Source organism: uncultured Winogradskyella sp. (assembly GCF_947495255.1).
Taxonomy (GTDB): Bacteria; Bacteroidota; Bacteroidia; order Flavobacteriales; family Flavobacteriaceae; genus Winogradskyella.
Genome location: NZ_CANLYI010000011.1, coordinates 43,664 through 66,809, shown reverse-complemented (window position 1 = coordinate 66,809; position 23,146 = coordinate 43,664). Strand labels below are relative to the sequence as shown.

The following is a 23,146-nucleotide window of genomic DNA, read 5'->3' as shown; positions in this document are numbered from 1 at the left end:
TTGATTGAATGATTTACTCTGTACGTAATGATTTTACCGGATTTGATGTTGCGGCTTTAATGGCTTGAAAACTGACCGTGATTAACGTGATAATTAATGCTCCAAAACATGCAATCGCAAAAACATCCCATGTTACAGAGGTTCGGTAACTAAATTTCTGTAACCATTCTCCCATTATGTAATACGCTAAAGGCGATGCAATCAATAATGCAATTACCACAAGAGTGATGAAATCTTTTGATAGTAATAACCACAACTGACTGATTGATGCTCCCAAAACTTTACGAACACCTATTTCTTTTGTGCGTTGCTCAGCAACAAAAGATGCCAATCCAAATAGACCTAAACAACTAATAAAAATTGCTAATGCTGTAAACACTCTAGCTAAACTAGCAACGCGTTCTTCAGATTTAAATTTTGCTCCATATTCTTCATCTAAAAACTGATAATCGAAAGGCGTATCAGGAAAGTTTTTCTTAAAAACACCTTCAATAAGCGCTAAGTTTTCACTCGTACTTTTTTCAGGGTTAAGCCTTACATTATAAAATGCCGTATTATCATCGCTATCAAAAACATACATGGCTTGTTTAACTGGACTATAAGGCGATTGAATAATCATATCCTCAACAACACCAACAATTTTTAAAGGAGCATCTTGATCTTCAGTATCAGAATCTCTGATATATTTCCCTATTGGGTTTTTAATTCCCATATATTTCACAGCCGTTTCATTAAGAATTACAGCATTAGAATCTGTAGCAAATTCTCTCGAAAATCCGCGACCAGCTGTAACCTTTAATCCTAACGCTTCAACAAATTCATAGGACACTGAGGTATGTGCTAAATCTTCTTGAAATCCTGGAGGTTTACCATCCCAAGTATAACCAGATCTATTAGACCATACATTAGTCATTGGCCCACTTGTAGTAGCCATTTCGATAGCTCCACCAGATGCCAAAAATTGATTTCGAATTAAATCCCTTGTTCCGCGAAACTCAGTGCTCATAACAGGTATTTGAATAAGTCCCTCTTTATTATAACCTACTGGTCTATCTTTAGAAAACTGAATCTGATTCATAACCACTAGCGTCCCAATTATTAATGCTACAGAAACTGTAAATTGAGTTACGACTAATACTTTTCTAGGTAATGAGGAAAAACGACCAGATTTAAAAGTACCTTTCAAAACTGCTACAGGATTAAATGAGGATAAATATATTGCTGGATAACTACCTGCTAAAAATGCAGTAACAATAACAAATATTATTGAAATTAACCAAAATTGAATGTTCGTCCAAGGAAAAACAATGGCTTTGCTTGCCAAATTATTGAATCCATTTAGAAAGAGTAAAACAATTCCGAGGGCAACTACAAACGATAAGGCAACGATTAAAAAAGACTCGCTTAAAAATTGAAAAATAAGCTGACTACGTTTAGAGCCAATAGATTTTCTAATACCAACTTCTGTAGCTCTTTTTTCGGAACGCGCTGTACTTAAATTCACAAAATTGATACAAGCTAATAATAAAATGAATAAACCAATAACCCCAAACAACCAAACGTTTTCTATACGTCCACCAGATTGAACACCATTTTTAAAATCACTTCTCAAATACCAATCTTGCATAGGTAGTAGAAATAATTGTGGATTAAATTGTGCCGTTGATTTAGATGCATTTTTCTTTACATCAACCATTTTATCACTTACCACTTGCATTGTGGTATTATCACTAATCTGAACAAATAATTGAAACGAATTATTGTCCCAAGCATCTTTTGACCATTCTAACCATGGTTGTGTAGTCACATAATGTTTCCACGGAATGATATATTCCATATCGCTAAATGAATTATTAGCTGGTATATCTTTATAAATGGCAGTGACAACTAAATCGTTTTCATTATTGACTTTTATTATTTTACCAAGAGCAGATTCATTACCAAATAAAGATTTAGCCGCAGATTCAGACAGCATGATTGAGTTCTTTTCTTTAAGTCCATTTTTTTCGCCAGCAATAATATTTAAATTCAGCATATCTGGAGCACCTTCTTGCATGGCATTACCAGTTCTGTAAATATTAGTTTCACCATATTTTAAGTATCTCGGTTGCTCCCAAGATGACATAATAATATGTTTAAAATTATCTACATAATCTTGACGCAATGCAAACTCCAATGGTCTAGGAATAGCAGGACCTGTGTTAACATTATTATTCATGGTTTGGCTTTGAAACACCTGAGCAATGGTCGCTCTATTTTCAAAATGATTGTTAAAATTTAACTCGTCGGCAATCCATAAGCCTATTAATATGGTGGCTGCCATCCCAATTGCTAAACCAGAAATATTAATGAAAGAATACACCTTATTTTTAATAAGATTTCTAAACGCTATTTTAAAATAATTTTTTAGCATGGTTTCTATGAATTACTGTTCGTTTCTTGATTTGGTTTCAACACTTCAGTACAAGTTGATTGGTTGGTTGATGATGTACTGAAGTATTTCCACCTGATTGATTGATTGATTGATTGATTGATGAAAGTCGATTTATGCCAAAATATTTTCTGTTACTTTTTGTCCGTCTAACATTCTTATAATTCTGTGACTATATTTAGCATCGTGTTCACTGTGTGTCACCATAATAATAGTTGTACCTGCTTCGTTAAGGTCTATTAATAAATCCATAACCTCATTACCGTTTGTACTATCTAAATTTCCTGTTGGCTCATCAGCAAGGATTAATTTTGGTTTGTTTACAACAGCTCTAGCAACGGCAACACGTTGTTGTTGCCCACCAGATAATTGCTGTGGAAAGTGATTACGACGATGCATTATTTGCATTTTCTCTAACACCGCTTCCACTTGTATTTTACGTTCTGCTGGCTTTACACCTGTGTAAATTAATGGTAACTCTACATTTTCAAAAACTGTAAGCTCATCGATGAGATTAAAACTCTGAAATACAAAACCGATGTTATGCTTTCTTAAGTCTGAACGTTTACGCTCATTATAACCTGCTACTTCTGTTCCGTTAAACACAAAACTGCCACCATCTGGATCATCCAATAAACCTAAAATATTTAATAAGGTAGATTTACCACAACCCGATGGTCCCATAATGGCAACAAATTCACCTTCCTTTACATCAAAAGACAATTTATTTAATGCAATAGTCTGCACTTCTTCTGTTTTATAAAATTTCTCTAAGTCCGTTATCTGTATCATTATATTCGTATTTTAATTGATTGTATTTTTAAATTTACTCTCTGCCACATTGGGCGCAGTCAAAATGCTATAGGAACTGCAACTCACGAAGGGCTTCGACTGCGCTCAGCCTGACGTTATTATTTCAAAATCAGCTCTTCGACATCACCAAAGGAATCATAACTCGATGTCACAACTTTATCACCAGGATTTAAACCTTCTAACACTTCGTAATATTCAGTATTCTGACTTCCTAATCTAATATTCACTTTGTAAGCTGTATTACCATCCTCACTGACTTTAAAAACCCAATTACCTCCTGTCTTCTGAAAAAATCCTCCTTTTGCAATTAATAATGCTTGTTTTTCAGCACTCAGAGCCACTCGGATTTGAAGGTTCTGACCACGTCTTATCCCTTCTGGCACTTCGTCCTTAAATTTCATATCTACCTGAAAACGACCATTATTAACTTGGGTAAAAACCTTTTTAATTTCTAAAGTGTAGGTTTTATTATTTAATGTGAATGTTCCTGTTTGACCATTATAAATTCTAGAAATATAGTGTTCATCAATATCTACTCTTACTTTGTAACCGCTTGTTACATCAACTTGCCCTAAACGTGTTCCTTTTGTAATAGATTGACCAATCTCTGCATCTAACGATGTTAATTGTCCATCAATTGGTGCTCTTACCACTAAATCTCCCACTTTTTTTCGCATTAACTCTAAAGCACTTTGCGTTCTTGAGTATGAACTTCTTGCCTGTCCTACTTCAAGTTTTGTAGAAATTGAATCTTCTGACAAAACTTGTTCAGCTAATTTCATACGTTGTTTTTGGTATTCATAATTATTCTCAGAAGACTCGTAATCCATTCTTCCAATAGCACCTTTATCATACAAACGTTTATTTAAATCATAAACTCGTTTGGCTTCAATTAAATTATTCTCAACATCAGTAAATTGATTTTGTCTATTAATAGTATTTTGTCGTGCAGCATTCTGAGAAATCTGCATTTGCGTTAACAAGTTGTAAACTGATGTTTCCTGATTGACTAAGCTTAATTCTAAATCTGTATTAGATAATCTTAAAATAGGTTCTCCTTTCTTTAACATCGCTCCATCTTCTACAAACTTCTCTTCTACACGTCCACCTTCTAAAGCATCTAAATAAATTGTAGTAATAGGAAGCACGATACCGTTAACAGGAATGTTTTCTTGAAACACATCCTTAGAAACTGTATTTATAGAAATACGCTCCTTATCTACATTTAATTTTGAACCTCCTGAGGTTTGAAAAACAACATATACAATTATTGCTACTATAGCTAACAAACCTAGTATAAGACCTATCTTTTGATTTGAAAATTTTTTCTTTTGAATTGGAACGTCCATGTTTATTTTTTGTTTTATACTAGTTATATAGTGAAGATGATGCCAAAACAATAAGTAATTAAAAACCAGCACATTAAGAATTAAACCTAAAATAAAAGTGTCCGATTTTGATACACTTTATGTTCGGAAATGCACACTTTTAATCACACTAAAAATTTTACTTTTTGATTTTTTATAAGCTGAGTTTAATATCGTAATATTGTAGAGATGGTTTTAAAAAACGCTACAATATTAGTAATTGATGATGATGTTGATGTTTTAACAGCATTACGATTGCTATTAAAACCAATGGTCAAGGAAGTTGTTACTGAAAAAAATCCGAGTAATATCACTGCGCAAATAGAGCGTGCTAATTACGACATTATAATTCTAGACATGAATTTTAATGGCTTGGTAAATACAGGTAATGAAGGCATTTTTTGGTTGAATAAAATAAAACAACTAAAACCAGAAACCTCAGTTATTTTAATGACGGCTTATGCTGATATTGATTTGGCAATACGTGGTTTAAAGGAAGGTGCTTCAGACTTTTTGATGAAACCATGGAAGAATGAAAAAATCCTAGAAACTATCACAACCATTTTAGGAAATAAGAAATCTAAAACCTCAAACAAAGAACACCTCAATTCTAATAGTATTGAAATTATTGGCAATAGCGATGCTATGGATAATGTTTTTGTTAAACTGAAAAAAGTAGCTCCAACAGACGCTAATGTTTTGGTATTAGGTGAAAATGGAACAGGGAAAGATTTAATTGCAAGAGCACTTCATGATAATTCTAATAGACGTCATCAGCCTTTTATTAAAGTAGATGTTGGTGCATTAACCGAATCACTATTTGAAAGTGAATTATTCGGTTATAAAAAAGGCGCTTTTACAGATGCCAGAGAAGATAGAAAAGGACGCTTTGAAGCTGCAAATGGAGGTACTTTATTTCTAGATGAAATTGGCAATATTAGTTTAAGTCAACAAGTAAGGTTATTGACTGTTCTACAAAACAGACAAGTGACGCCTTTAGGTTCTAATGAGCCTATTTCGGTTGACATAAGATTAATTTGCGCTACCAATATTGACCCAAAAGAATTGGCAGACGAAAAAAAATTCAGAAAAGATTTAATTTACAGAATTAATACGGTTGATATAATTGTACCACCTTTAAGAAATCGAGGAACAGACATTACAGAATTAGCGCATCATTTTGTGTCATTATATGCTGAAAAATATAATAAAAACACGTTTTCTTTTGATTCAGGATTTATTTCAAAATTAAAAAAACACGATTTCCCAGGTAATGTTAGAGAACTTCAATATGTTTTAGAGCGTGCTGTAATTATGACTGATGGTTCTGTTTTAAAACCAGAAGATTTGGTATTCTCTTCTATTGAACGCTCAACGACAACAACTAATTTTGAATCCAAAAGTTTAAACTTAGATGATTTAGAGAAAAATGCCATTCTAACTGTATTAGAAAAAAACAAAGGCAATGTTTCTAAGTCTGCTAAAGAACTCGGTATTACAAGAGCCGCTCTATACAGAAGATTAGAAAAGTATGAGCTATAAAACATACATCTTTAATCTATTTTTTAGAATTCTACTTATTGTAGGTTTAATACTCGCATTCATCTATTTTATAGATAATGATAAAACTGCTTATTCTACCATAATTGGCATTGCTACACTTTATGTCCTCATTAATACCTACACGTTTGTAAAAAGACGATTTGTAGCCATGGATGATTTTTTTGAAGCCGTAAAATATCGTGATTTTTCCAGATGGTTCCCAGAAGACAGAGGACCAAAAGACATTAGATTTCTCTACACTGGTTTTAACGAAATTAATAGAACAATAAAAGAAATAAATTCTCAAAACCAAGCCCAATATGTTTATCTACAAAAGATTTTAGAAATGGTAGATATTGGAATCATTGCCTATAATTTAGAATCTGGAGACGTCCTTTGGAGCAATGAATCTTTTGGTGAAATTTTAGATGTACCTTCTTTTAAAAATATTCGGTTTGTAGAAAACAGAAAACCAGAATTATTCAATACAATTTTTGAAACTTACCATAGAGAACCCGATTCTATCTCAATTGCACTTCAAAATGAAAGTATAAAAATCTTAATTTCGGATACTGTTTTTCAGGTTGAGGAAGATGCTTTTAAGTTAATTGTCATTCAGAATATAGATGACACACTAAATAAAAACGAATCAGAATCTTGGAAGAAATTATTGAGTGTAATGACTCATGAAATCATGAATTCCATTACACCTATTTCATCATTGGCAGACACGCTTCAAAAGAATTTACAATTAGCCATTGAAAAACCTAACGAAACTCAATTAGAATTAGAAGATCTAAATGCTGGTGTAAAAACAATTAAAAACAGAAGCGAAGGCCTTTTAAAATTTGCTAAAACTTATAGAAGTTTGAGTAAAGTGACACATTTAAATTTACAACGTGTTAAAATTGTTGACTTATTTAATAATATTCAGCGACTTATGGAACCGTCTATAAAAGCTAAAAATATTGATATAGAATTCAATATAACCTCTCCAAAATTAGAACTTGATATTGATGCGCATCTTATTGAGCAAGTATTAATAAACCTTATTCTTAATGCAGTAGATGCCTGTAAGACAAAGGACAATGCTGTAATTAAAGTTTTAGCAACTCAAAATCCAAATAGAGATATCGTTATTAAAGTATTTGATAATGGCTCTGGAATTCCGAAAGATATTTTAGAGAATATATTTGTACCCTTCTTTACAAGTAAAGCCACAGGAAGTGGTATTGGACTAAGCCTATGTAAACAAATAATGTTATTACACAAAGGAAGAATTATCGTTAAAAGTGTAGAAGAAGAGGGTTCTGTTTTTAGTTTGGTATTTTAAAGAAACTTAATTAATTCACAGCTAAAACTCTAACTCTTTAATTAAATTTCTAAAGCTTTCAATCTTCTAGCTTAAGTTAAAATAATACTAAAAAAACACTTTTCACTATTCCCTATGCTTTTATAGAGCCACTCAAACAATTATTAGACAACAACATACAATAAGTATTCATTAGTAATCCATATTTAAAATTTTAAGCTATCTACTCGATTGACCTAGGTCATTTTAGACATCTTCTAGCACCTCTAATTTTGTAGAAGAAAATTGATAACTATAAAAACAAAAAATATGTCAAGTAAAAATTTAAAAGCCTATTGTTTAGGTGGTGGACTAGGTTCACTTTCGGCAGCAGCATTTATGATCAGAGATGGAGGAATTTTGGGTTCTCAAATTACTATTTTCGAAAAACTCCCAACACTAGGAGGATGTTTAGATGGTGCACGTCTTGATGACGGTAGCTATTCACTTCGTGGTGGTAGAATGCTAACCACAGATGCTTATGAATGTTTTTGGGGTTTATTTAAAGATATCCCTTCCATCAATAATAAAGGGATGTCTGTAAAAGACGAAACAATTGCTTTTAACAAAAAGCATATTGCTCACTCCCAAGCGCGTTTAATAGATAAAAATCGTCATATTGTAGACACGTCTACAATGGGTTTTGACATATATGATAGAATAGAATTCCTTAAACTTCTAGAAGCTTCTGAAGAAAAACTAGGCACATCAAAAATCACCGATTGGTTATCTACAGATTTTTTTAAAACAAATTTCTGGTATATGTGGCAGACTACGTTTGCTTTTGAGCCATGGCATAGCGCAGTAGAATTTAAACGCTACTTACACCGTTTTATGAATGAGTTTCCAAGAATTAACACACTAGGCGGTGTAAAAAGAACCATTTATAATCAATATGATTCTTTAGTTCTCCCTTTAATAGCATGGCTTAAAGACAAAGGTGTTAATTTTGAATTAGCAACAACAGTGGATGACCTTGATGTTAAAGATATAAATGGCAAAGTAACAGTAACTTCAATAACTATAATCAACCAAGAAGGTACCAAACAAGTCGATGTACACCCAGATGATATTGTTATTTTTCAAAACGGTTCTATGGTTGATGCCTCAAGTATTGGCTCTATGGAACATCCTCCTATTAAAAAAACAAAAGCAGACAGTAAAGGATGGGAAATTTGGGAAAAACTAGCTAAAGGAAGACCCGATTTTGGTAATCCGGCTCCATTTAATAGTAGCATACCAGAATCCTTTTGGGAATCATTTACTATAACATTTAAAACACCCGACTTTTTTAATAAACTAGAAAAACTATCTGGTAACAAAGCTGGTACTGGTGGTTTAGTTACTTTTAAAGACTCTAACTGGTTAATGTCTATAGTTCTTTACAACCAACCACATTTTATTGGTCAATCAGACGATGTTTACATACTTTGGGGCTACGCTTTATATGGCAACCGAGTTGGTGATTTTGTACCAAAAACGATGGTAGAATGTAATGGAAAAGAGATAATGACAGAATTAGCCGCACATTTAAATTTCGATGATGCTATTTTTGACCAAGCTATATGTGTTCCTTGTAGAATGCCATACATTACCTCTATGTTTATGCCTCGTGCTTATAGCGACAGACCAAAACCAGTACCAGAAAGTTCTAAAAACCTGGCATTTGTAAGTCAGTTTGTAGAACAACCTGATGATGTTGTTTTTACAGTAGAATACTCTGTGAGAGCTGCTCAAACTGCAGTTTATCAATTACTAAACATTGACAAAGACATACCTAAAATTACTAAACACGATAAATCCTTTAAAGTACTTTTAGATTCTGTATTTAAATCTTTTGAGTAGATTATTTTGTACCTAGTAATTTTAAAAAAATCTCAAATAATATGATAACCGAAGTTAATAGCTTCGGTTATTTATTTTTACAAAAAGATGGTTTTCATAAATTTTAAATACCGATATCTTCTTTCCACCAGTTTTATATTTCCATATATATAACAATGGCTATTAAAAGTATTCCTTCATCAAATTACAACGTTTAATTAATTTAGAATTATTGTAAAAAGTGTCGAAAAATTAGGTTCTGTTTTTAATTTGGTGTTTTAGAATACCAACATAGAATTATTTTGCGCCTAATTTTAACTTCTTAACACCTACTAATATTAATTCCCTAATGGTAATTATATTCAGCGGAAACTCCAATACAACATGTAACAAACTTAAAAAGAACAAAGCAGTAAGTCCTGTTACATAATCATAGAAATATAAACCTACAGCAGCTAACCACAAAATGATTATATATTTTATCCTTTTACTTGTTAGACTAGATTTCCAACCAATAATTGAAGTTTTTGAAAACCAATTTAAGTAATGATACGTGTAGGCAAAAGCAATAAAAATCTGAACCTTTATCGCTATAGAAGATAACGAATTAAAATACCCTTCGTTTACTTCTCCAAAGAAATGAGCAATTGTTGTGTTGAGAGATAAAAAGCCACTTCTAGAATACGTATTCTCAATAAAATCCGACAATGAATAAGTTGTGGGTCTTATATCTAAAAAGAGAATAATTAATGGAGCAACTATCAGTAAAATAACACTTACTATTCCTGGATTACTTTTCGCTTTAATCTGTCCATAAATCATAAATAGTAGTGTAAATATATAGACATGAACCAATGTAGGTAGAAAAACACCAATGACTATAACCAACTTTGGGATGTAGAGATTACAAACTATTGAAAATAAAACACTAAAAATTAATGCCATTACCAATTGCCTAATCTTAGTTAAAAAAATCAAACTTACTGAGAACACAAAACCAGATAAAAGGACTATGTTTTTCTGGGAAGTAAGAAAATTAATGACAGTACTAAGACCACTATTAGCTTCTAAATCTAAATATATTAGAAAAGGATAGATGCTTATGATAATAGCCAAAACCACAAATAACTTATAGCCTTGCGTTTTTGATTTTATGAAATTTCTTTTATTATCGAGCCAATTAATTTCTGTTAAATAATGTAGTGGTCCTAAAATAGCATATGAAAACAAAAAAAGCTCAAAAGGCAAGAATATTGCAACTATAAAAGAGATTAGTAACAACCAAATATTTAAGTAATCAACAGACTTACTATTCATATTATAAAGGTAATACCAATTAAGTCAAATAAAACAGAGCAATTAATTTTTCTTAAAATTACCAATGCCTTCTTTAAGCCATTTAATATATTCAATATGATCTGGTGTATATGCTACAGGAACGTTTAAATTCTCTTCATTATGATCCATTAACACATAATAAGGTTGTGTATTGGTTTTATATTTAATGGTTTGCATTTCGCTCCATTTCTGACCTTTGTTTCTCAGTTTTTTTCCTGGTCTTAATTTAGAATCTGGTGCTTCACCTTCAGGAAAATCAATCTGTTCATCTACATACAATGAAATTAAAACAACATCATTCTTCAACTGCAATAAAACCTCTGGCTTTACCCAAACATTTTGTTCCATCTTTCGGCAATTTACACAAGCCCAGCCTGTAAAATCTAACATCACAGGTTTACCAACTTTTTTAGCATAAGCCAAACCTTGGTCATAATCATTAAATGCTAAAATATCGTGAGGCGCTAATAAATGTGCGCCTTCAGGCAACTCTGCATGGCTAGCAGAACTTCCTCCTCCTTTTGCATTACCTACACCATAAGGAGACTCCGAATAATCTAATGGTGGTGGAAATGCGCTGATTAAATTTAAAGGCGCTCCCCAAAGTCCTGGAATCATATAAACCGTAAACGACAAAGTTAACAAGCCTAACAGTAGGCGACCTACTGAAATGTGTTTTAATGGAGAGTCATGAGGTAATTGAATTTTTCCTAAAAGATAAAGGGATAGTGCACCAAAAATAGCAATCCAAATAGCTAAGAAAACTTCACGTTCTAAGAAATGTAATTGTAATACTAAATCCGCCTGAGATAAGAACTTAAATGCTAACGCTAATTCTAAAAATCCTAAAACAACTTTTACAGTATTTAACCAACCTCCAGATTTTGGCAATGAATTTAACCAACCAGGAAATGCTGCAAATAATGCAAATGGTAATGCAATAGCAGATGAAAAGCCCAACATACCAATTACAGGTGCAACGCCTCCCTTAGAAGCGGCTTCAACCAAAATTGTACCAACTATAGGTCCTGTACACGAGAACGAAACAATAGCTAATGCCAAAGCCATAAAAAATATTCCAACAAGTCCTCCTCTATCTGCTTGTTTATCTGCTTTATTTGCCCAAGAGTTTGGTAATACAATTTCAAAAGCTCCTAAGAACGAAATAGCAAATACAACTAGAAGAATAAAAAATATAACATTAAACCATACGTTCGTTGCCAATGCATTTAAAGCATCTGCTCCAAAAATAGCTGTAATAATGGTTCCTAATAAAACATAGATTACAATAATTGATAATCCATAAATAATAGCATTTCTAATTCCTTTTACCTTAGACTGACTTTGTTTTATAAAGAAACTGACCGTCATTGGTATCATAGGAAATACACAAGGTGTTAATAAGGCTACAAACCCAGAAAGGAATGCTACAAGAAAAATTGACCATAAACCTTTACTTCCCTCTTCTTTTTCGGACTGAAACTTATCTTCGTTTTTTTTTACAGCTACACTTTTAGTTAAATCGTAATTTAAATCTAAATAAGTTGGTGCTAAACAGCGTTCATCATCACAAGCCATAAAGCTAACTTCTGATGCTACCGAAGTCGTATTTTTATCTGAAATTTTTATTTTTTGTCTAAACTCAGCACTATTTTTAAAGAATTTAATCTTCATCTCGAAGACCTTATCCATAACTTCCTTTCCTTTTTCTTCTATGGTGTTTCCTATTAACTCAGTACCATTTTCTACTTTATACTCAAATCCTGTTGCTATTGGACCACCTTCTGGTACTTTTTGAGAATACAACTTCCATCCATCATCTATAGTTGCTTTAGAAACAAGAACGTATTCTGTATCGTTAATCTTTTCAACTGAAGTATTCCATTTTACAGGTTCAAATATTTCGGTTTCAGTTGCATTAAAATCTAAAGTAGTAGCTGTTGTTTCTTCTTCAACTTGCTTAGCCTCTTTCAAATTAAAGACAAGGTCAATGTAATTTGGTGGCATACACTTTTCATCATCACAAACCATGAATTCAACTTCACCTTTAACTATGGATAATTCTTTATTTAAAACTTTAATACGTTGCTTGAACTCTGCTTTGTTTTCGAAAAATTTAATTTTCATTTCAAATACAGAATCATCTACAGTATGACCTTCTTCCTCAATGGTTTTAGCAATAAGCTTAGCGTCAGAATCTGTTGTATAAGAAAAACTCGTCGCAACTGGACCACCTTCTGGTACAACTTGAGAATACAAATGCCAACCTGCATCTATTGTTGCGGTTGATATAAGATTATATTCTGTATCAGAAATTTTTTCTGTTTTAGTCTCCCATTTTACGGGATCAAAAACTTGAGCATTTAAATTAAAAGCAAATGCAAAAAGGCAAAGTAGAAGTACTTTATTAAAATTCATAAACAACGCGTTAGTACACAAATATAAATGATGTGCTTTTGTTATTAGTTAACAGTCGTCTAATTTATAAAAACCTTAAGAGTTATGGAAATGAAATAGAGCAATAAAAAAACCGAACGTTAAGTTCGGTTTTAATTATTAAAGACTCTCGTTAATCTCTAGCTTATCAGAATGTTTCCATTTAGAAATTCCACCTTCTAAATCGTATATTTTTTCAAACCCAGCTTCTTTCATTCTTTTTGCACATTTAGCACTTCGTCTGCCAGACTTACAATATAGAATAACTGGTTTATCTTTATTAAGTTTCGTTATATCAACATCAAAGGTTGGTGACATAAAATCGATATTTTGTGAGTTTGCAATATGAATCTCTTTATATTCCTTTGGCGTGCGAACATCTACCAATTGTACATCTTCTAATTCTAAAATAGATTGCATTTCTTCAGCAGTAACTAATTTTACTTCATCACTATCTAGTTTATTATCTATACAGCTTACACTTAAACTAATAGCAACTAAAAGACAACATATTGTAAATATTCTTTTCATAATTATTTAGATTAAAATTAATCTTGGTTGGTAACTTCACCTTGCCATCCCATAATACCACCAACTAAATTATAAGCATTTTTAAAACCTAACTGGTTCATTATTCCACAAGCTTGTCCGCTACGAGCACCAGATCTGCAATACACATAATAGTTTTTAGTTTTATCTAACGCTTCTAGTTCGTAGATAAAACCTTGTCCTTTATGAATATCTATATTAATTGCATTAGGAATAATCCCTTCATCAACTTCATCTTGTGTTCTAACATCTAAAATAACAGCATTATCGTCTGCTTCTAGTTGCTTTTCCCATTCCTCTTGTGATAAATCAGCCATATTATAATTTTAATTTTCGGTAAAATTAACATTTCCTTATGATATAGACGAAAAAAAATCCGAAGTGTTACATTTTGGGTTCAATATTTAACATTTTTATCCGAAATTTCAATTTTAGAGTCTCGTCATTAAGAATTTATATTTACCTTATTATACTACAACTAAACGCTTCAATTGTTGAATTATTTTTACATGACCTTAATTTCAGCATGATAAAAAGCACCAAATACATCCTTGAATAAATGTATTGTTCAAAATTTTCAACGTATAAATTTTAACAAAATATTAATTTAATATTCCAATAAAACACATACATTTGTATATACAACTATTGTACATGAAAGAATTAAACGACATATTAAAAACGAAAGCTAATTTATCCTTACCGCAGGCGACTGTAATTAATATTTTTCATTCAAGTATATGGATTAAAGATGATTTTTTATTACAACTAAAACCTTATGATTTATCCTTAGAACAATTTAATGTTCTTAGAATATTGAGAGGTCAAAAAGGAAATGCCATTAACCTGCAAGACATACAAGAACGTATGATAAGTAAAATGAGTAATACTACTCGGTTAGTAGACAAGCTCATTAAGAAAAAATTTGTAAAACGCACAATTTGTAAAACAAATAGAAGAAAAGTAGAAATTTTGATTACAGATTTGGGGTTAGAAACACTAGAAATAGTAGATCCTATAATTGATGAAACAGAAAAAAATATAACAAAAAATTTAACTCAAGAAGAGTTAACACAATTAAATACCCTATTAATAAAACTAAAAAATAAGTAATTATGAAAAAGAGAAATTCAAAAATCGGAATCCTTTTAATTTTAGCCGTATCACTTATGTCATTTACAGCTTTAACAGAAAAAGAAGTTAATATCGAAAACAGCAAAGTTATCTGGAAAGGTTACAAAGTAACAGGCCAACATGAAGGTACCATAAGCTTAAAAAGTGGCTCATTAACTTTTGATGATGAAACCTTAACGGGTGGATCATTTGTAATGGACATGACCTCAATAAACACTACAGATTTAGAAGGTGAATACAAAGGTAAACTAGATGGACATTTAAAATCCCCAGATTTCTTTGGTGTAGACAAATACCCAACAGCTACACTAGAGTTTATCAACGTTTCAGGAAAAGACGGTTCTTATAAAATCAAAGCGAACTTAACAATTAAAGAAACTACTAAAGCTGTAGAGTTCTCAATGACTATTAAAAATAATATTGCAACAGCTAACTTGGAAGTTGACAGAACAGAATACGATATTAAATATGGTTCTTCTAGCTTTTTTGATGACTTAAAAGACAAAGCTATTTATGACAACTTTGATTTAAATATAACATTAGAGTTTTAATACCCTAAGAACTATTAATAGCAATGTTTAAATTTTGATTCCTGTTTTTGTGAAAATTCACTTTTACAGGAATCTTTTTTTTAAATTTATCTTAATTAATTTGATTTCCAACATTTCATTTCTATATTTGAAAATATTATGAAAACAAATACAAATCATACTTGGTGGTGGAATTTCTCAAACGTTAGTTAGTGAAACCATCCTTGTTATGTAATTATATAAAAAAAGGCTTGTCATTCACGACAAGCCTTTTTTAATTTAAAAATTTTATGAAAACATTTAGTTTATACACACATTATAAAAAAATCTTAGCAGACACCATTACACCTGTTAGCATCTATCTTAAAATTAGAGATAAATTTCCTAACAGTATTTTATTAGAAAGTAGTGACTACCATGCTAATGATAATAGTTTCTCTTACATCTGCTGTAATCCTATTGCTTCTATTAAGGTTGAGGGCGATACTATTCACCAAACCTATCCAGATGGTAGTTCTAAAACTAATTTTATAGAAACTGTTGGTGTTGTTGAAGAAATTCACAAATTCACGCAACGTTTTAAAGTCGAAACACATGAGGAATTCAAATTTATAAACAATGGTATTTTTGGTTACACATCTTATGATGCTGTAAAGTATTTTGAAGATATAGAGATATCTAAAAAGGAAAAATCTGTTAATATTCCAGATGTGTATTATGCGGTTTACCAAAACATAATTGCTATAAATCACTTTAAAAACGAAGCTTATATTTTTGCGCATTGCTTTGATACGGATAATAATATTGATGATATTCTGCAGTTAATTCAGACCAGACAATATGCCTCATACGACTTTAACACCAATGGTGATATTGATTCTAATCTTACAGATGAAGAGTACAAAGAACATGTAGAGTTAGCAAAAAAACATTGTGGCAGAGGTGACGTTTTTCAATTGGTTTTGTCTAAACAATTCTCACAAGGTTTTAGTGGAGACGAATTTAATGTTTACAGGGCTTTAAGAAGTATTAACCCTTCACCCTACTTGTTCTATTTCGATTACGGAAATTTTAAAATATTTGGAAGTTCTCCAGAAGCACAACTCGTTGTTAGCGATGGAAAAGCCGAAATACACCCAATTGCAGGCACATTTAAACGAAGCGGAAATGACCTTAAAGATGCAGAACTTGCTGAAGAATTAATAAAAGACGACAAAGAAAATAGCGAACATGTAATGTTAGTTGATTTAGCCCGAAACGACTTAAGTAGAAATGGTAGTAATGTTACTGTAGAGAATTATAGAGAAGTTCAATTTTTCTCTCATGTTATCCATTTAGTGAGTAAAGTGACCGGAACCATTCATAAAAACACAGATACCATGCAAGTTGTTGCAGATACTTTTCCGGCAGGTACATTGAGTGGTGCGCCAAAACATAAAGCGATGCAACTGATTGAGAAATATGAAAAAACCAGTAGAGGTTATTATGGTGGAGCCATTGGTTTTATGGATTTCAATGGTAATTTTAATCATGCCATTATGATTAGAACATTTTTAAGTCAGAATCATAAATTATTCTGGCAAGCTGGAGCTGGATTGGTGGCTAAATCAAATCCTGAAAGTGAATTACAAGAAGTATATAATAAACTTGGAGCCTTAACAAATGCAATAGAACTGGCAAAAGACATATGAGTTAGCAGTTAGCAGTTAGCAGTTAGCAGTTAGCAGTTAGCAGTTAGCAGTTAGCAAAAAATGAAAAACAAATTGGGATAAAAACAAAATTTAGCAAATATGAATGTCCCAAATTTCGACATAGTCGGAAGTAACGATTTTTAGAAATAATGAGCGAAAAAGCGGAACTGCGAAGCGAAGCTTCAAGCATGTAGCTTTGATAGCGAATGGTGCTTTAGCAATTTCATAATAAATCGTTTTGAATTTTTGGTTCGTTTTGTTTCAAGACAAAATGAACGTAGAAGAATTTAGAAACAAAAAGAAGTTTAACAATTATATCCCTGTTTCCACAGGCATTGAGATGAAAAAAGTATTAGTAATAGACAATTACGACAGTTTCACATACAATTTAGTCCATTATTTAGAAGATTTAAATTGTGAAGTCATTGTAAAACGAAACGATAAGTTGACACTAGACGAAGTAGACGCATTTGAAAAAATTGTATTATCACCAGGACCAGGAGTACCTGATGAAGCCGGTTTATTAAAACAAATTATTGAGACTTACGCACCAACAAAAAGTATCTTAGGCGTGTGTTTAGGACAACAAGCCATTGGAGAAGTCTTTGGTGGAACACTAGAAAATTTAGACAATGTTTATCATGGTGTTGCTACCGAAATCACACTATCAGTTGATGATGAATCTTTATTTGATGGACTTGGTAAGACCTTTGAAGTTGGCAGATATCATTCTTGGGTCGTTAACGCTAACCTACCAGAAAGTTTAGAGGCTACCTCGTTTGACGAAAATGGACAAATAATGTCACTTAGACATAGAGTTTATGATGTTAAAGGCGTACAATATCATCCTGAATCTGTTTTAACACCAAATGGGAAAAAGATTCTAAAGAATTGGATTAATGAGTAAAAAACTGTTAGCAAAACATAAAATAACTTGGGAAGAAAACATAATTAGTAAAAGTTAATGTCCCAAATTCCGACAGAGTCGGAAACATCAAAATTCAGAAATAATGAACGAAAGAACGAAGATACGAGGTGCAGCCTCAAGCACGAAGTTCTGGAAGAGAATGTTGATTTAGCAATTTCCTAATTTTGATTGTGATTTTTGGTTCGTTTGCATCAAGGCAAATGAACAGAGAAAGAAAGATAAACGAAAAACAGATTCCTGATTAAACAGGCATTATATGAAACAATTACTAAACAGACTAATCAACCAAGAAAGCATCTCAAGTGAAGAAGCTAAAAAGGTCTTGGTTAATATTTCAGCTGGTCAATATAACCAAAGCCAAATTGCATCTTTCTTAACCGTTTACATGATGAGAAGCATCACTTTAGATGAGCTAAGAGGATTTAGAGATGCATTGTTAGAACTTTGTGTTCCTGTAGATTTGGACGATTACAATACTATAGATTTATGCGGAACAGGAGGCGACGGAAAAGACACATTTAATATTTCAACCTTATCCTCTTTTGTAACAGCTGGTGCAGGAGTCCACGTTACAAAACATGGCAATTATGGTGTATCATCAGCTTGTGGTTCTTCTAATGTTATGGAAAGCTTAGGTATTAAATTCACTAATGATATTGATTTTTTAAAACGAAGTATAGACGAAGCTGGCATTTGTGTTTTACATGCACCTTTATTTCATCCAGCTATGAAAAACGTAGCACCAATTAGAAAAGAATTAGGTGTAAAAACATTTTTTAATATGTTAGGACCAATGGTAAATCCTGCATTTCCAAAAAACCAAATGGTAGGTGTTTTTAATCTCGAATTATTAAGACTTTACGGTTATCTATACCAAGAAACAGATAAAAACTATGCTGTAGTCCATGCTTTAGATGGTTATGATGAAATTTCTTTAACAGGAAAAACAAAAGTAATCACCAACACATCAGAAACATTATTTGAACCCTATGAACTTGGTGTTGATACGATAGAACAATCAGCTATTTTTGGAGGAAACACAGTAGACGAAGCTACACAACTTTTTACAAAAATAATAAGTGGTAATGGTTCTAAAGCACAAAATAATGTGATTTGTGCCAATGCTGGTTTAGCCATTGCAACAGCAAAACAGATTACACATAAAGAAGGATTTCAACTAGCAAAGGAATCTTTGATGAGTAAAAAAGGAAAAGAAGCTTTAGATAAACTTATTGAACTTAGTAAATGAACATATTAGACAAAATAGTAATAGACAAACGTAAAGAAGTTGATTTACGTAAATCTTTAATTCCGGTGCGTCAATTAGAGCAATCTGTTTTATTTGAGCGTCCTTCAAACTCTTTAGCTCAAAACTTAAGAGTAAGCACCTCTGGCATTATAGCAGAGCACAAAAGACGCTCACCATCAAAATCCGTAATTAATCAAGATTTAAATGTTCAAGATGTGGCTAGCGGTTATGAAAACGCAGGAGTCTGTGGCATGTCTGTTTTAACAGATGTAAAATATTTTGGAGGAGCTATTGACGATTTATTAATAGCAAGAGCAAGTTCTAACTTACCGCTTTTAAGAAAAGAATTTATAATAGATGAATATCAAATCTTAGAAGCTAAAGCTTATGGCGCAGATGTGATTTTACTAATTGCAGCCATATTAACTAGAGAAGAAATAAAACGATTTTCCGAATTAGCAAAAAGCTTTAACCTCGATGTTTTATTAGAAGTACACAACGAAGAAGAATTACAAAAATCCATTATGCCTTCATTAGATATGTTAGGTGTAAACAACAGAAATTTAAAAACTTTTGAAGTCAGTTTAGAAACTTCAAAACAATTGAGTCAACTTATTCCTAATGATTTTGTAAAAGTATCGGAAAGTGGCATCAGTTCAATTGAAGCGATTAAAGAATTACAACCATTTGGATACAAAGGATTTTTAATAGGTGAAAACTTTATGAAAACAGAAAATCCTGGTGAGAGTGCTAAGCAGTTTATTATTCAATTAAAAAAATAAGTTTAAATGACCTCTAAAATTTCAATAAAACTAGAGGGCTTAACTTAAAATTATATAATTAAAAAAGTCGAATGCGTGATGAGATTCCCGCTTTCGCGAGAATATGATGAAACTAAAAGTCTGCGGAATGAAATATAAAGATAATATAGAAGCTGTTGCAAAACTGCAGCCAGACTATTTGGGCTTTATTTTCTACGATAAATCTGCGAGATATTTTGAATCAACAATACCAGAAACACCAAAATCAATAAAAAAGGTTGGAGTTTTTGTAGATGAAACAATAGAAATTGTAAACGAAACAATTAAGACATTTAATTTGCAAGCCGTTCAACTTCATGGAAATGAATCACCAGAATATTGTGGAGAAATAAACAATGTTGAAGTGATTAAAGTATTCAGTATTAAAGATGAATTTAATTTTGATGTACTTCAACCTTATGAAACAGTTTGCGATTATTACCTGTTTGACACCAAAGGAAAGTTGCCAGGAGGAAATGGCTATACTTTTAATTGGAATGTACTTAAAAACTACCCTTCAACTAAACCCTATTTTTTAAGTGGAGGAATTGGGATAGATGCTATTGAAAAAATAAAAGAATTCAAAAAAAGTTCAGCTTCAAAATATTGTTACGCATTAGACGTGAACAGTAAATTTGAAATAGAACCTGGATTAAAAAATATAGATGAATTGGAAACGTTTAAAAACAAATTAGCAGTTAGCAGTTAGCAGTTAGCAGTTAGCAGTTAGCAGTTAGCAGTTAGCAGTTAGCAGTTAGCAGTTAGCAAAAAATGAAAAACAAATTGGGATAAAAACAAGGTTTAGTAAATATGAATGTCCCAAATTTCGACATAGTCGGAAAACATCAAAATTCAGAAATAATGAACGAAAGAACGAAGATGCGAGGCGAAGCCTTAAGCACGAAGTTCTGAAAGAGAATGTTGCTTTAGCAATTTCCTAATTTTGATTGTGATTTTTTGGTTCGTTTTGTATCAAGACAAAATGAACAAAGAATAGAAAACAATAAACAAAAAACAATGAGTTATAACATTAACGAAAAAGGCTATTACGGAGAATTTGGAGGCGCATACATACCAGAAATGCTCTATCCAAACGTAGAAGAATTACGTCATAACTATCTAAAAATAATGGCAGAACCTTCGTTTCAAGAAGAGTTTAATGCATTATTAAAAGATTATGTAGGTAGACCTTCACCACTCTATTTTGCCAAACGTCTTTCAGAAAAATACAACACAAAAATTTATCTAAAGCGCGAAGACCTCAACCATACAGGAGCACACAAAATCAATAATACAATTGGTCAAATCCTTATGGCAAAACGTCTTGGTAAAAATAGGATTATTGCCGAAACAGGAGCAGGACAACATGGAGTTGCAACAGCTACTGTTTGTGCGTTAATGGGAATTGAATGCATCGTTTACATGGGTGAAATTGACATTGCAAGACAAGCACCAAATGTTGCTAGAATGAAAATGTTAGGAGCAACAGTGATTCCTGCTTTGTCAGGCAGTAGAACTTTAAAAGATGCTACTAATGAAGCTATTCGCGATTGGATTAATAATCCTGTAGACACGCATTACATTATTGGTAGTGTGGTTGGTCCTCATCCTTATCCTGATATGGTAGCTAAATTTCAGGCTGTAGTTTCAGAAGAAATAAAAAGTCAACTTTTAGAAAAAGAAGGTACAGAAGACCCAACTTATTTGGTGGCTTGTGTAGGTGGAGGCAGTAATGCTGCAGGCACTTATTATCATTATTTAGATAATGAAGCAGTTAATATAATTGCAGTAGAAGCTGCTGGATTAGGTGTTGATTCTGGAGAAAGCGCAGCGACTTCCGTTTTAGGAAAAGAAGGAATTATTCATGGCAGTAAAACCTTATTAATGCAAACCAACGACGGACAAATTACAGAACCGTATTCAATATCGGCAGGTTTAGATTATCCTGGTGTTGGCCCAATGCATGCTAATTTATATAAAACTGGTCGTGCAGAATTTATTGCCATTACGGATGACGATGCTATGAAAGCGGGTTTAGATTTATGTAAATTAGAAGGTATTATTCCTGCAATAGAAAGCTCACATGCCTTAGCTGTATTTGAGCATAAGACATTCAAACCAGATGATATCGTTGTTCTAAATTTATCCGGACGAGGCGACAAAGATTTACAGAATTATATCGATTATTTTAAATTATAAAATGAACAGAATAAACCAAAAACTACAAGAAGACAAAAAGCTATTATCTATATATTTCACAGCTGGATACCCTAATATTAATGACACAGTCACTGTAATTCAAAATCTTGAAAAAAGTGGTGTAGATATGATAGAAATAGGATTACCATTTAGTGACCCTTTAGCTGATGGTCCAACTATACAAGCAAGTTCTACAAAAGCATTGCATAATGGCATGACAAGCGAACGCCTTTTTGAACAATTAAAAGACGTGCGTAAAACGGTTTCTATTCCATTGATAATTATGGGGTATTTTAATCCTATGTTACAATATGGTGTAGAGGAGTTTTGCAAAAAATGTCAAGAAGTCGGTATCGATGGACTTATTATTCCGGATTTACCAGTAGATGTTTATCATGATAATTACCAATCCATATTTGAAAAATACGGCTTAATCAATGTATTTTTAATTACACCTCAAACTTCAGACGAACGTATTAGATATATAGATTCTGTTTCAAACGGATTCATTTATATGGTAAGTTCTGCAAGTGTAACAGGAAGTCAGTCTGGATTTGGAGATGTTCAAACAGACTATTTTGAACGCATTGCTAATATGAATTTAGACAATCCGCAAGTTGTAGGATTTGGAATTTCAAATAACGAAACATTTACACAAGCTACCAAGCATGCTAAAGGCGCTATTATTGGCAGTGCTTTTGTAAAACACTTAACCAACACTGGAGTTGACTCAATTGATGAATTTGTAAAAAACATTTTATAACATGAAGCTTTTAAATGACTGGAAACTTATAGTTCTGCTATGCCTAACTTTAGGTTTAGCACCATTTTTTTCCTGAACCACACATTTTAGGCAAAATAAGATGGATTGCAGGTGGTGCAAACGGCATGACATTTAAAGACTGGTTTGATGTTGTTTTTCACGGGTTTCCTTTTGTATTATTGCTTCGTTTAATTGTTTTAA

General features: G+C 32.1%; 19 protein-coding genes. 12 read left to right on the top strand and 7 right to left on the bottom strand.

From position 1 onward, the window contains the following. Positions 1 to 13: 13 nt before the first annotated feature. The 3 genes from Q0807_RS16985 to Q0807_RS16975 form a co-directional block, all read right to left on the bottom strand. Positions 14 to 2,413 carry an ABC transporter permease gene (locus Q0807_RS16985; protein WP_299112053.1) on the bottom strand — a complete coding sequence of 800 codons (2,400 nt, stop codon included), beginning with the start codon at positions 2,411 to 2,413 and terminating at the stop codon, positions 14 to 16. 132 nt (positions 2,414 to 2,545) lie between these two features. Further along, the gene (locus tag Q0807_RS16980) at positions 2,546 to 3,223 is read right to left on the bottom strand and encodes an ABC transporter ATP-binding protein (protein ID WP_299112050.1); all 678 of its coding nucleotides are present in this window, start codon (positions 3,221 to 3,223) and stop codon (positions 2,546 to 2,548) included. 119 nt (positions 3,224 to 3,342) lie between these two features. Continuing rightward, positions 3,343 to 4,593: an efflux RND transporter periplasmic adaptor subunit gene (locus tag Q0807_RS16975; RefSeq protein WP_299112047.1), complete on the bottom strand. Its 1,251-nt coding sequence runs from the start codon at positions 4,591 to 4,593 to the stop codon at positions 3,343 to 3,345. A gap of 207 nt (positions 4,594 to 4,800) precedes the next feature. Here Q0807_RS16975 and Q0807_RS16970 point away from each other — a divergent pair, with 207 nt between their 5' ends. The 3 genes from Q0807_RS16970 to Q0807_RS16960 all read left to right on the top strand — a co-directional run bounded on the left by Q0807_RS16970 (position 4,801) and on the right by Q0807_RS16960 (position 9,349). After that, positions 4,801 to 6,153 (top strand): sigma-54 dependent transcriptional regulator, encoded by a 1,353-nt coding sequence (locus tag Q0807_RS16970; RefSeq protein WP_299112045.1) that lies wholly within the window; start codon positions 4,801 to 4,803, stop codon positions 6,151 to 6,153. Beyond that, the gene (locus tag Q0807_RS16965; protein ID WP_299112043.1) at positions 6,143 to 7,486 is read left to right on the top strand and encodes a PAS domain-containing sensor histidine kinase; all 1,344 of its coding nucleotides are present in this window, start codon (positions 6,143 to 6,145) and stop codon (positions 7,484 to 7,486) included. The genes Q0807_RS16970 and Q0807_RS16965 overlap by 11 nt, the downstream gene beginning before the upstream one ends. 288 nt (positions 7,487 to 7,774) lie before the next feature. Next, positions 7,775 to 9,349, top strand: a complete 1,575-nt coding sequence (locus Q0807_RS16960) for an oleate hydratase (protein ID WP_299112040.1) — start codon at positions 7,775 to 7,777, stop codon at positions 9,347 to 9,349. Between the two features lie 276 nt (positions 9,350 to 9,625). Here the strand turns inward: Q0807_RS16960 and Q0807_RS16955 are convergent, their stop codons facing one another. The 4 genes from Q0807_RS16955 to Q0807_RS16940 form a co-directional block, all read right to left on the bottom strand. After that, a complete protein-coding gene (locus Q0807_RS16955) occupies positions 9,626 to 10,645 on the bottom strand; it encodes a hypothetical protein (RefSeq protein WP_299112037.1) in 1,020 nt (339 codons plus the stop codon). A gap of 42 nt (positions 10,646 to 10,687) precedes the next feature. Further along, positions 10,688 to 13,084, bottom strand: a complete 2,397-nt coding sequence (locus Q0807_RS16950) for a protein-disulfide reductase DsbD (protein ID WP_299112035.1) — start codon at positions 13,082 to 13,084, stop codon at positions 10,688 to 10,690. A gap of 138 nt (positions 13,085 to 13,222) precedes the next feature. Beyond that, complete coding sequence (locus tag Q0807_RS16945; protein WP_299112033.1) at positions 13,223 to 13,633, bottom strand: rhodanese-like domain-containing protein; 411 nt, start codon at positions 13,631 to 13,633, stop codon at positions 13,223 to 13,225. Between the two features lie 17 nt (positions 13,634 to 13,650). After that, positions 13,651 to 13,968 carry a rhodanese-like domain-containing protein gene (locus tag Q0807_RS16940; RefSeq protein ID WP_299112031.1) on the bottom strand — a complete coding sequence of 106 codons (318 nt, stop codon included), beginning with the start codon at positions 13,966 to 13,968 and terminating at the stop codon, positions 13,651 to 13,653. A 337-nt stretch (positions 13,969 to 14,305) separates the two neighbouring features. Between Q0807_RS16940 and Q0807_RS16935 the strand changes: the two genes are divergently transcribed. From Q0807_RS16935 to trpA, 9 genes are all read left to right on the top strand, one after another. Continuing rightward, entirely contained in the window at positions 14,306 to 14,764 is a 459-nt protein-coding gene (locus Q0807_RS16935; RefSeq protein ID WP_299112029.1) for a MarR family winged helix-turn-helix transcriptional regulator, read from the top strand. Between the two features lie 2 nt (positions 14,765 to 14,766). After that, a complete protein-coding gene (locus tag Q0807_RS16930; protein ID WP_299112028.1) occupies positions 14,767 to 15,336 on the top strand; it encodes a YceI family protein in 570 nt (189 codons plus the stop codon). Positions 15,337 to 15,605: 269 nt separating this feature from the next. Continuing rightward, positions 15,606 to 17,006 (top strand): anthranilate synthase component I family protein, encoded by a 1,401-nt coding sequence (locus Q0807_RS16925; RefSeq protein ID WP_299112026.1) that lies wholly within the window; start codon positions 15,606 to 15,608, stop codon positions 17,004 to 17,006. A 340-nt stretch (positions 17,007 to 17,346) separates the two neighbouring features. Continuing rightward, positions 17,347 to 17,913: an aminodeoxychorismate/anthranilate synthase component II gene (locus Q0807_RS16920; RefSeq protein WP_299112214.1), complete on the top strand. Its 567-nt coding sequence runs from the start codon at positions 17,347 to 17,349 to the stop codon at positions 17,911 to 17,913. Between the two features lie 277 nt (positions 17,914 to 18,190). After that, positions 18,191 to 19,183 carry an anthranilate phosphoribosyltransferase gene (gene trpD / locus Q0807_RS16915; protein WP_299112024.1) on the top strand — a complete coding sequence of 331 codons (993 nt, stop codon included), beginning with the start codon at positions 18,191 to 18,193 and terminating at the stop codon, positions 19,181 to 19,183. Beyond that, entirely contained in the window at positions 19,180 to 19,965 is a 786-nt protein-coding gene (trpC, locus tag Q0807_RS16910) for an indole-3-glycerol phosphate synthase TrpC (RefSeq protein WP_299112022.1), read from the top strand. The genes trpD and trpC overlap by 4 nt, the downstream gene beginning before the upstream one ends. A gap of 106 nt (positions 19,966 to 20,071) precedes the next feature. After that, positions 20,072 to 20,692, top strand: coding sequence for a phosphoribosylanthranilate isomerase (locus tag Q0807_RS16905; protein ID WP_299112212.1), 621 nt, complete (start codon positions 20,072 to 20,074; stop codon positions 20,690 to 20,692). 308 nt (positions 20,693 to 21,000) lie between these two features. After that, complete coding sequence (trpB, locus tag Q0807_RS16900) at positions 21,001 to 22,182, top strand: tryptophan synthase subunit beta (protein WP_299112020.1); 1,182 nt, start codon at positions 21,001 to 21,003, stop codon at positions 22,180 to 22,182. Between the two features lies 1 nt (position 22,183). Beyond that, on the top strand, positions 22,184 to 22,945 hold the full coding sequence (trpA, locus tag Q0807_RS16895) for a tryptophan synthase subunit alpha (RefSeq protein WP_299112018.1): 762 nt from the start codon (positions 22,184 to 22,186) through the stop codon (positions 22,943 to 22,945). Positions 22,946 to 23,146 lie beyond the last annotated feature (201 nt).

Excerpts from the sequence above, each read along its gene's own strand:
- Q0807_RS16985 (WP_299112053.1), bottom strand. The coding sequence starts at position 2,413 with ATGCTAAAAAATTATTTTAAAATAGCGTTTAGAAATCTTATTAAAAAT.
- Q0807_RS16980 (WP_299112050.1), bottom strand. The coding sequence starts at position 3,223 with ATGATACAGATAACGGACTTAGAGAAATTTTATAAAACAGAAGAAGTG.
- Q0807_RS16975 (WP_299112047.1), bottom strand. The coding sequence starts at position 4,593 with ATGGACGTTCCAATTCAAAAGAAAAAATTTTCAAATCAAAAGATAGGT.
- Q0807_RS16970 (WP_299112045.1), top strand. The coding sequence starts at position 4,801 with ATGGTTTTAAAAAACGCTACAATATTAGTAATTGATGATGATGTTGAT.
- Q0807_RS16965 (WP_299112043.1), top strand. The coding sequence starts at position 6,143 with ATGAGCTATAAAACATACATCTTTAATCTATTTTTTAGAATTCTACTT.
- Q0807_RS16960 (WP_299112040.1), top strand. The coding sequence starts at position 7,775 with ATGTCAAGTAAAAATTTAAAAGCCTATTGTTTAGGTGGTGGACTAGGT.
- Q0807_RS16955 (WP_299112037.1), bottom strand. The coding sequence starts at position 10,645 with ATGAATAGTAAGTCTGTTGATTACTTAAATATTTGGTTGTTACTAATC.
- Q0807_RS16950 (WP_299112035.1), bottom strand. The coding sequence starts at position 13,084 with ATGAATTTTAATAAAGTACTTCTACTTTGCCTTTTTGCATTTGCTTTT.
- Q0807_RS16945 (WP_299112033.1), bottom strand. The coding sequence starts at position 13,633 with ATGAAAAGAATATTTACAATATGTTGTCTTTTAGTTGCTATTAGTTTA.
- Q0807_RS16940 (WP_299112031.1), bottom strand. The coding sequence starts at position 13,968 with ATGGCTGATTTATCACAAGAGGAATGGGAAAAGCAACTAGAAGCAGAC.
- Q0807_RS16935 (WP_299112029.1), top strand. The coding sequence starts at position 14,306 with ATGAAAGAATTAAACGACATATTAAAAACGAAAGCTAATTTATCCTTA.
- Q0807_RS16930 (WP_299112028.1), top strand. The coding sequence starts at position 14,767 with ATGAAAAAGAGAAATTCAAAAATCGGAATCCTTTTAATTTTAGCCGTA.
- Q0807_RS16925 (WP_299112026.1), top strand. The coding sequence starts at position 15,606 with ATGAAAACATTTAGTTTATACACACATTATAAAAAAATCTTAGCAGAC.
- Q0807_RS16920 (WP_299112214.1), top strand. The coding sequence starts at position 17,347 with ATGAAAAAAGTATTAGTAATAGACAATTACGACAGTTTCACATACAAT.
- trpD (WP_299112024.1), top strand. The coding sequence starts at position 18,191 with ATGAAACAATTACTAAACAGACTAATCAACCAAGAAAGCATCTCAAGT.
- trpC (WP_299112022.1), top strand. The coding sequence starts at position 19,180 with ATGAACATATTAGACAAAATAGTAATAGACAAACGTAAAGAAGTTGAT.
- Q0807_RS16905 (WP_299112212.1), top strand. The coding sequence starts at position 20,072 with ATGAAACTAAAAGTCTGCGGAATGAAATATAAAGATAATATAGAAGCT.
- trpB (WP_299112020.1), top strand. The coding sequence starts at position 21,001 with ATGAGTTATAACATTAACGAAAAAGGCTATTACGGAGAATTTGGAGGC.
- trpA (WP_299112018.1), top strand. The coding sequence starts at position 22,184 with ATGAACAGAATAAACCAAAAACTACAAGAAGACAAAAAGCTATTATCT.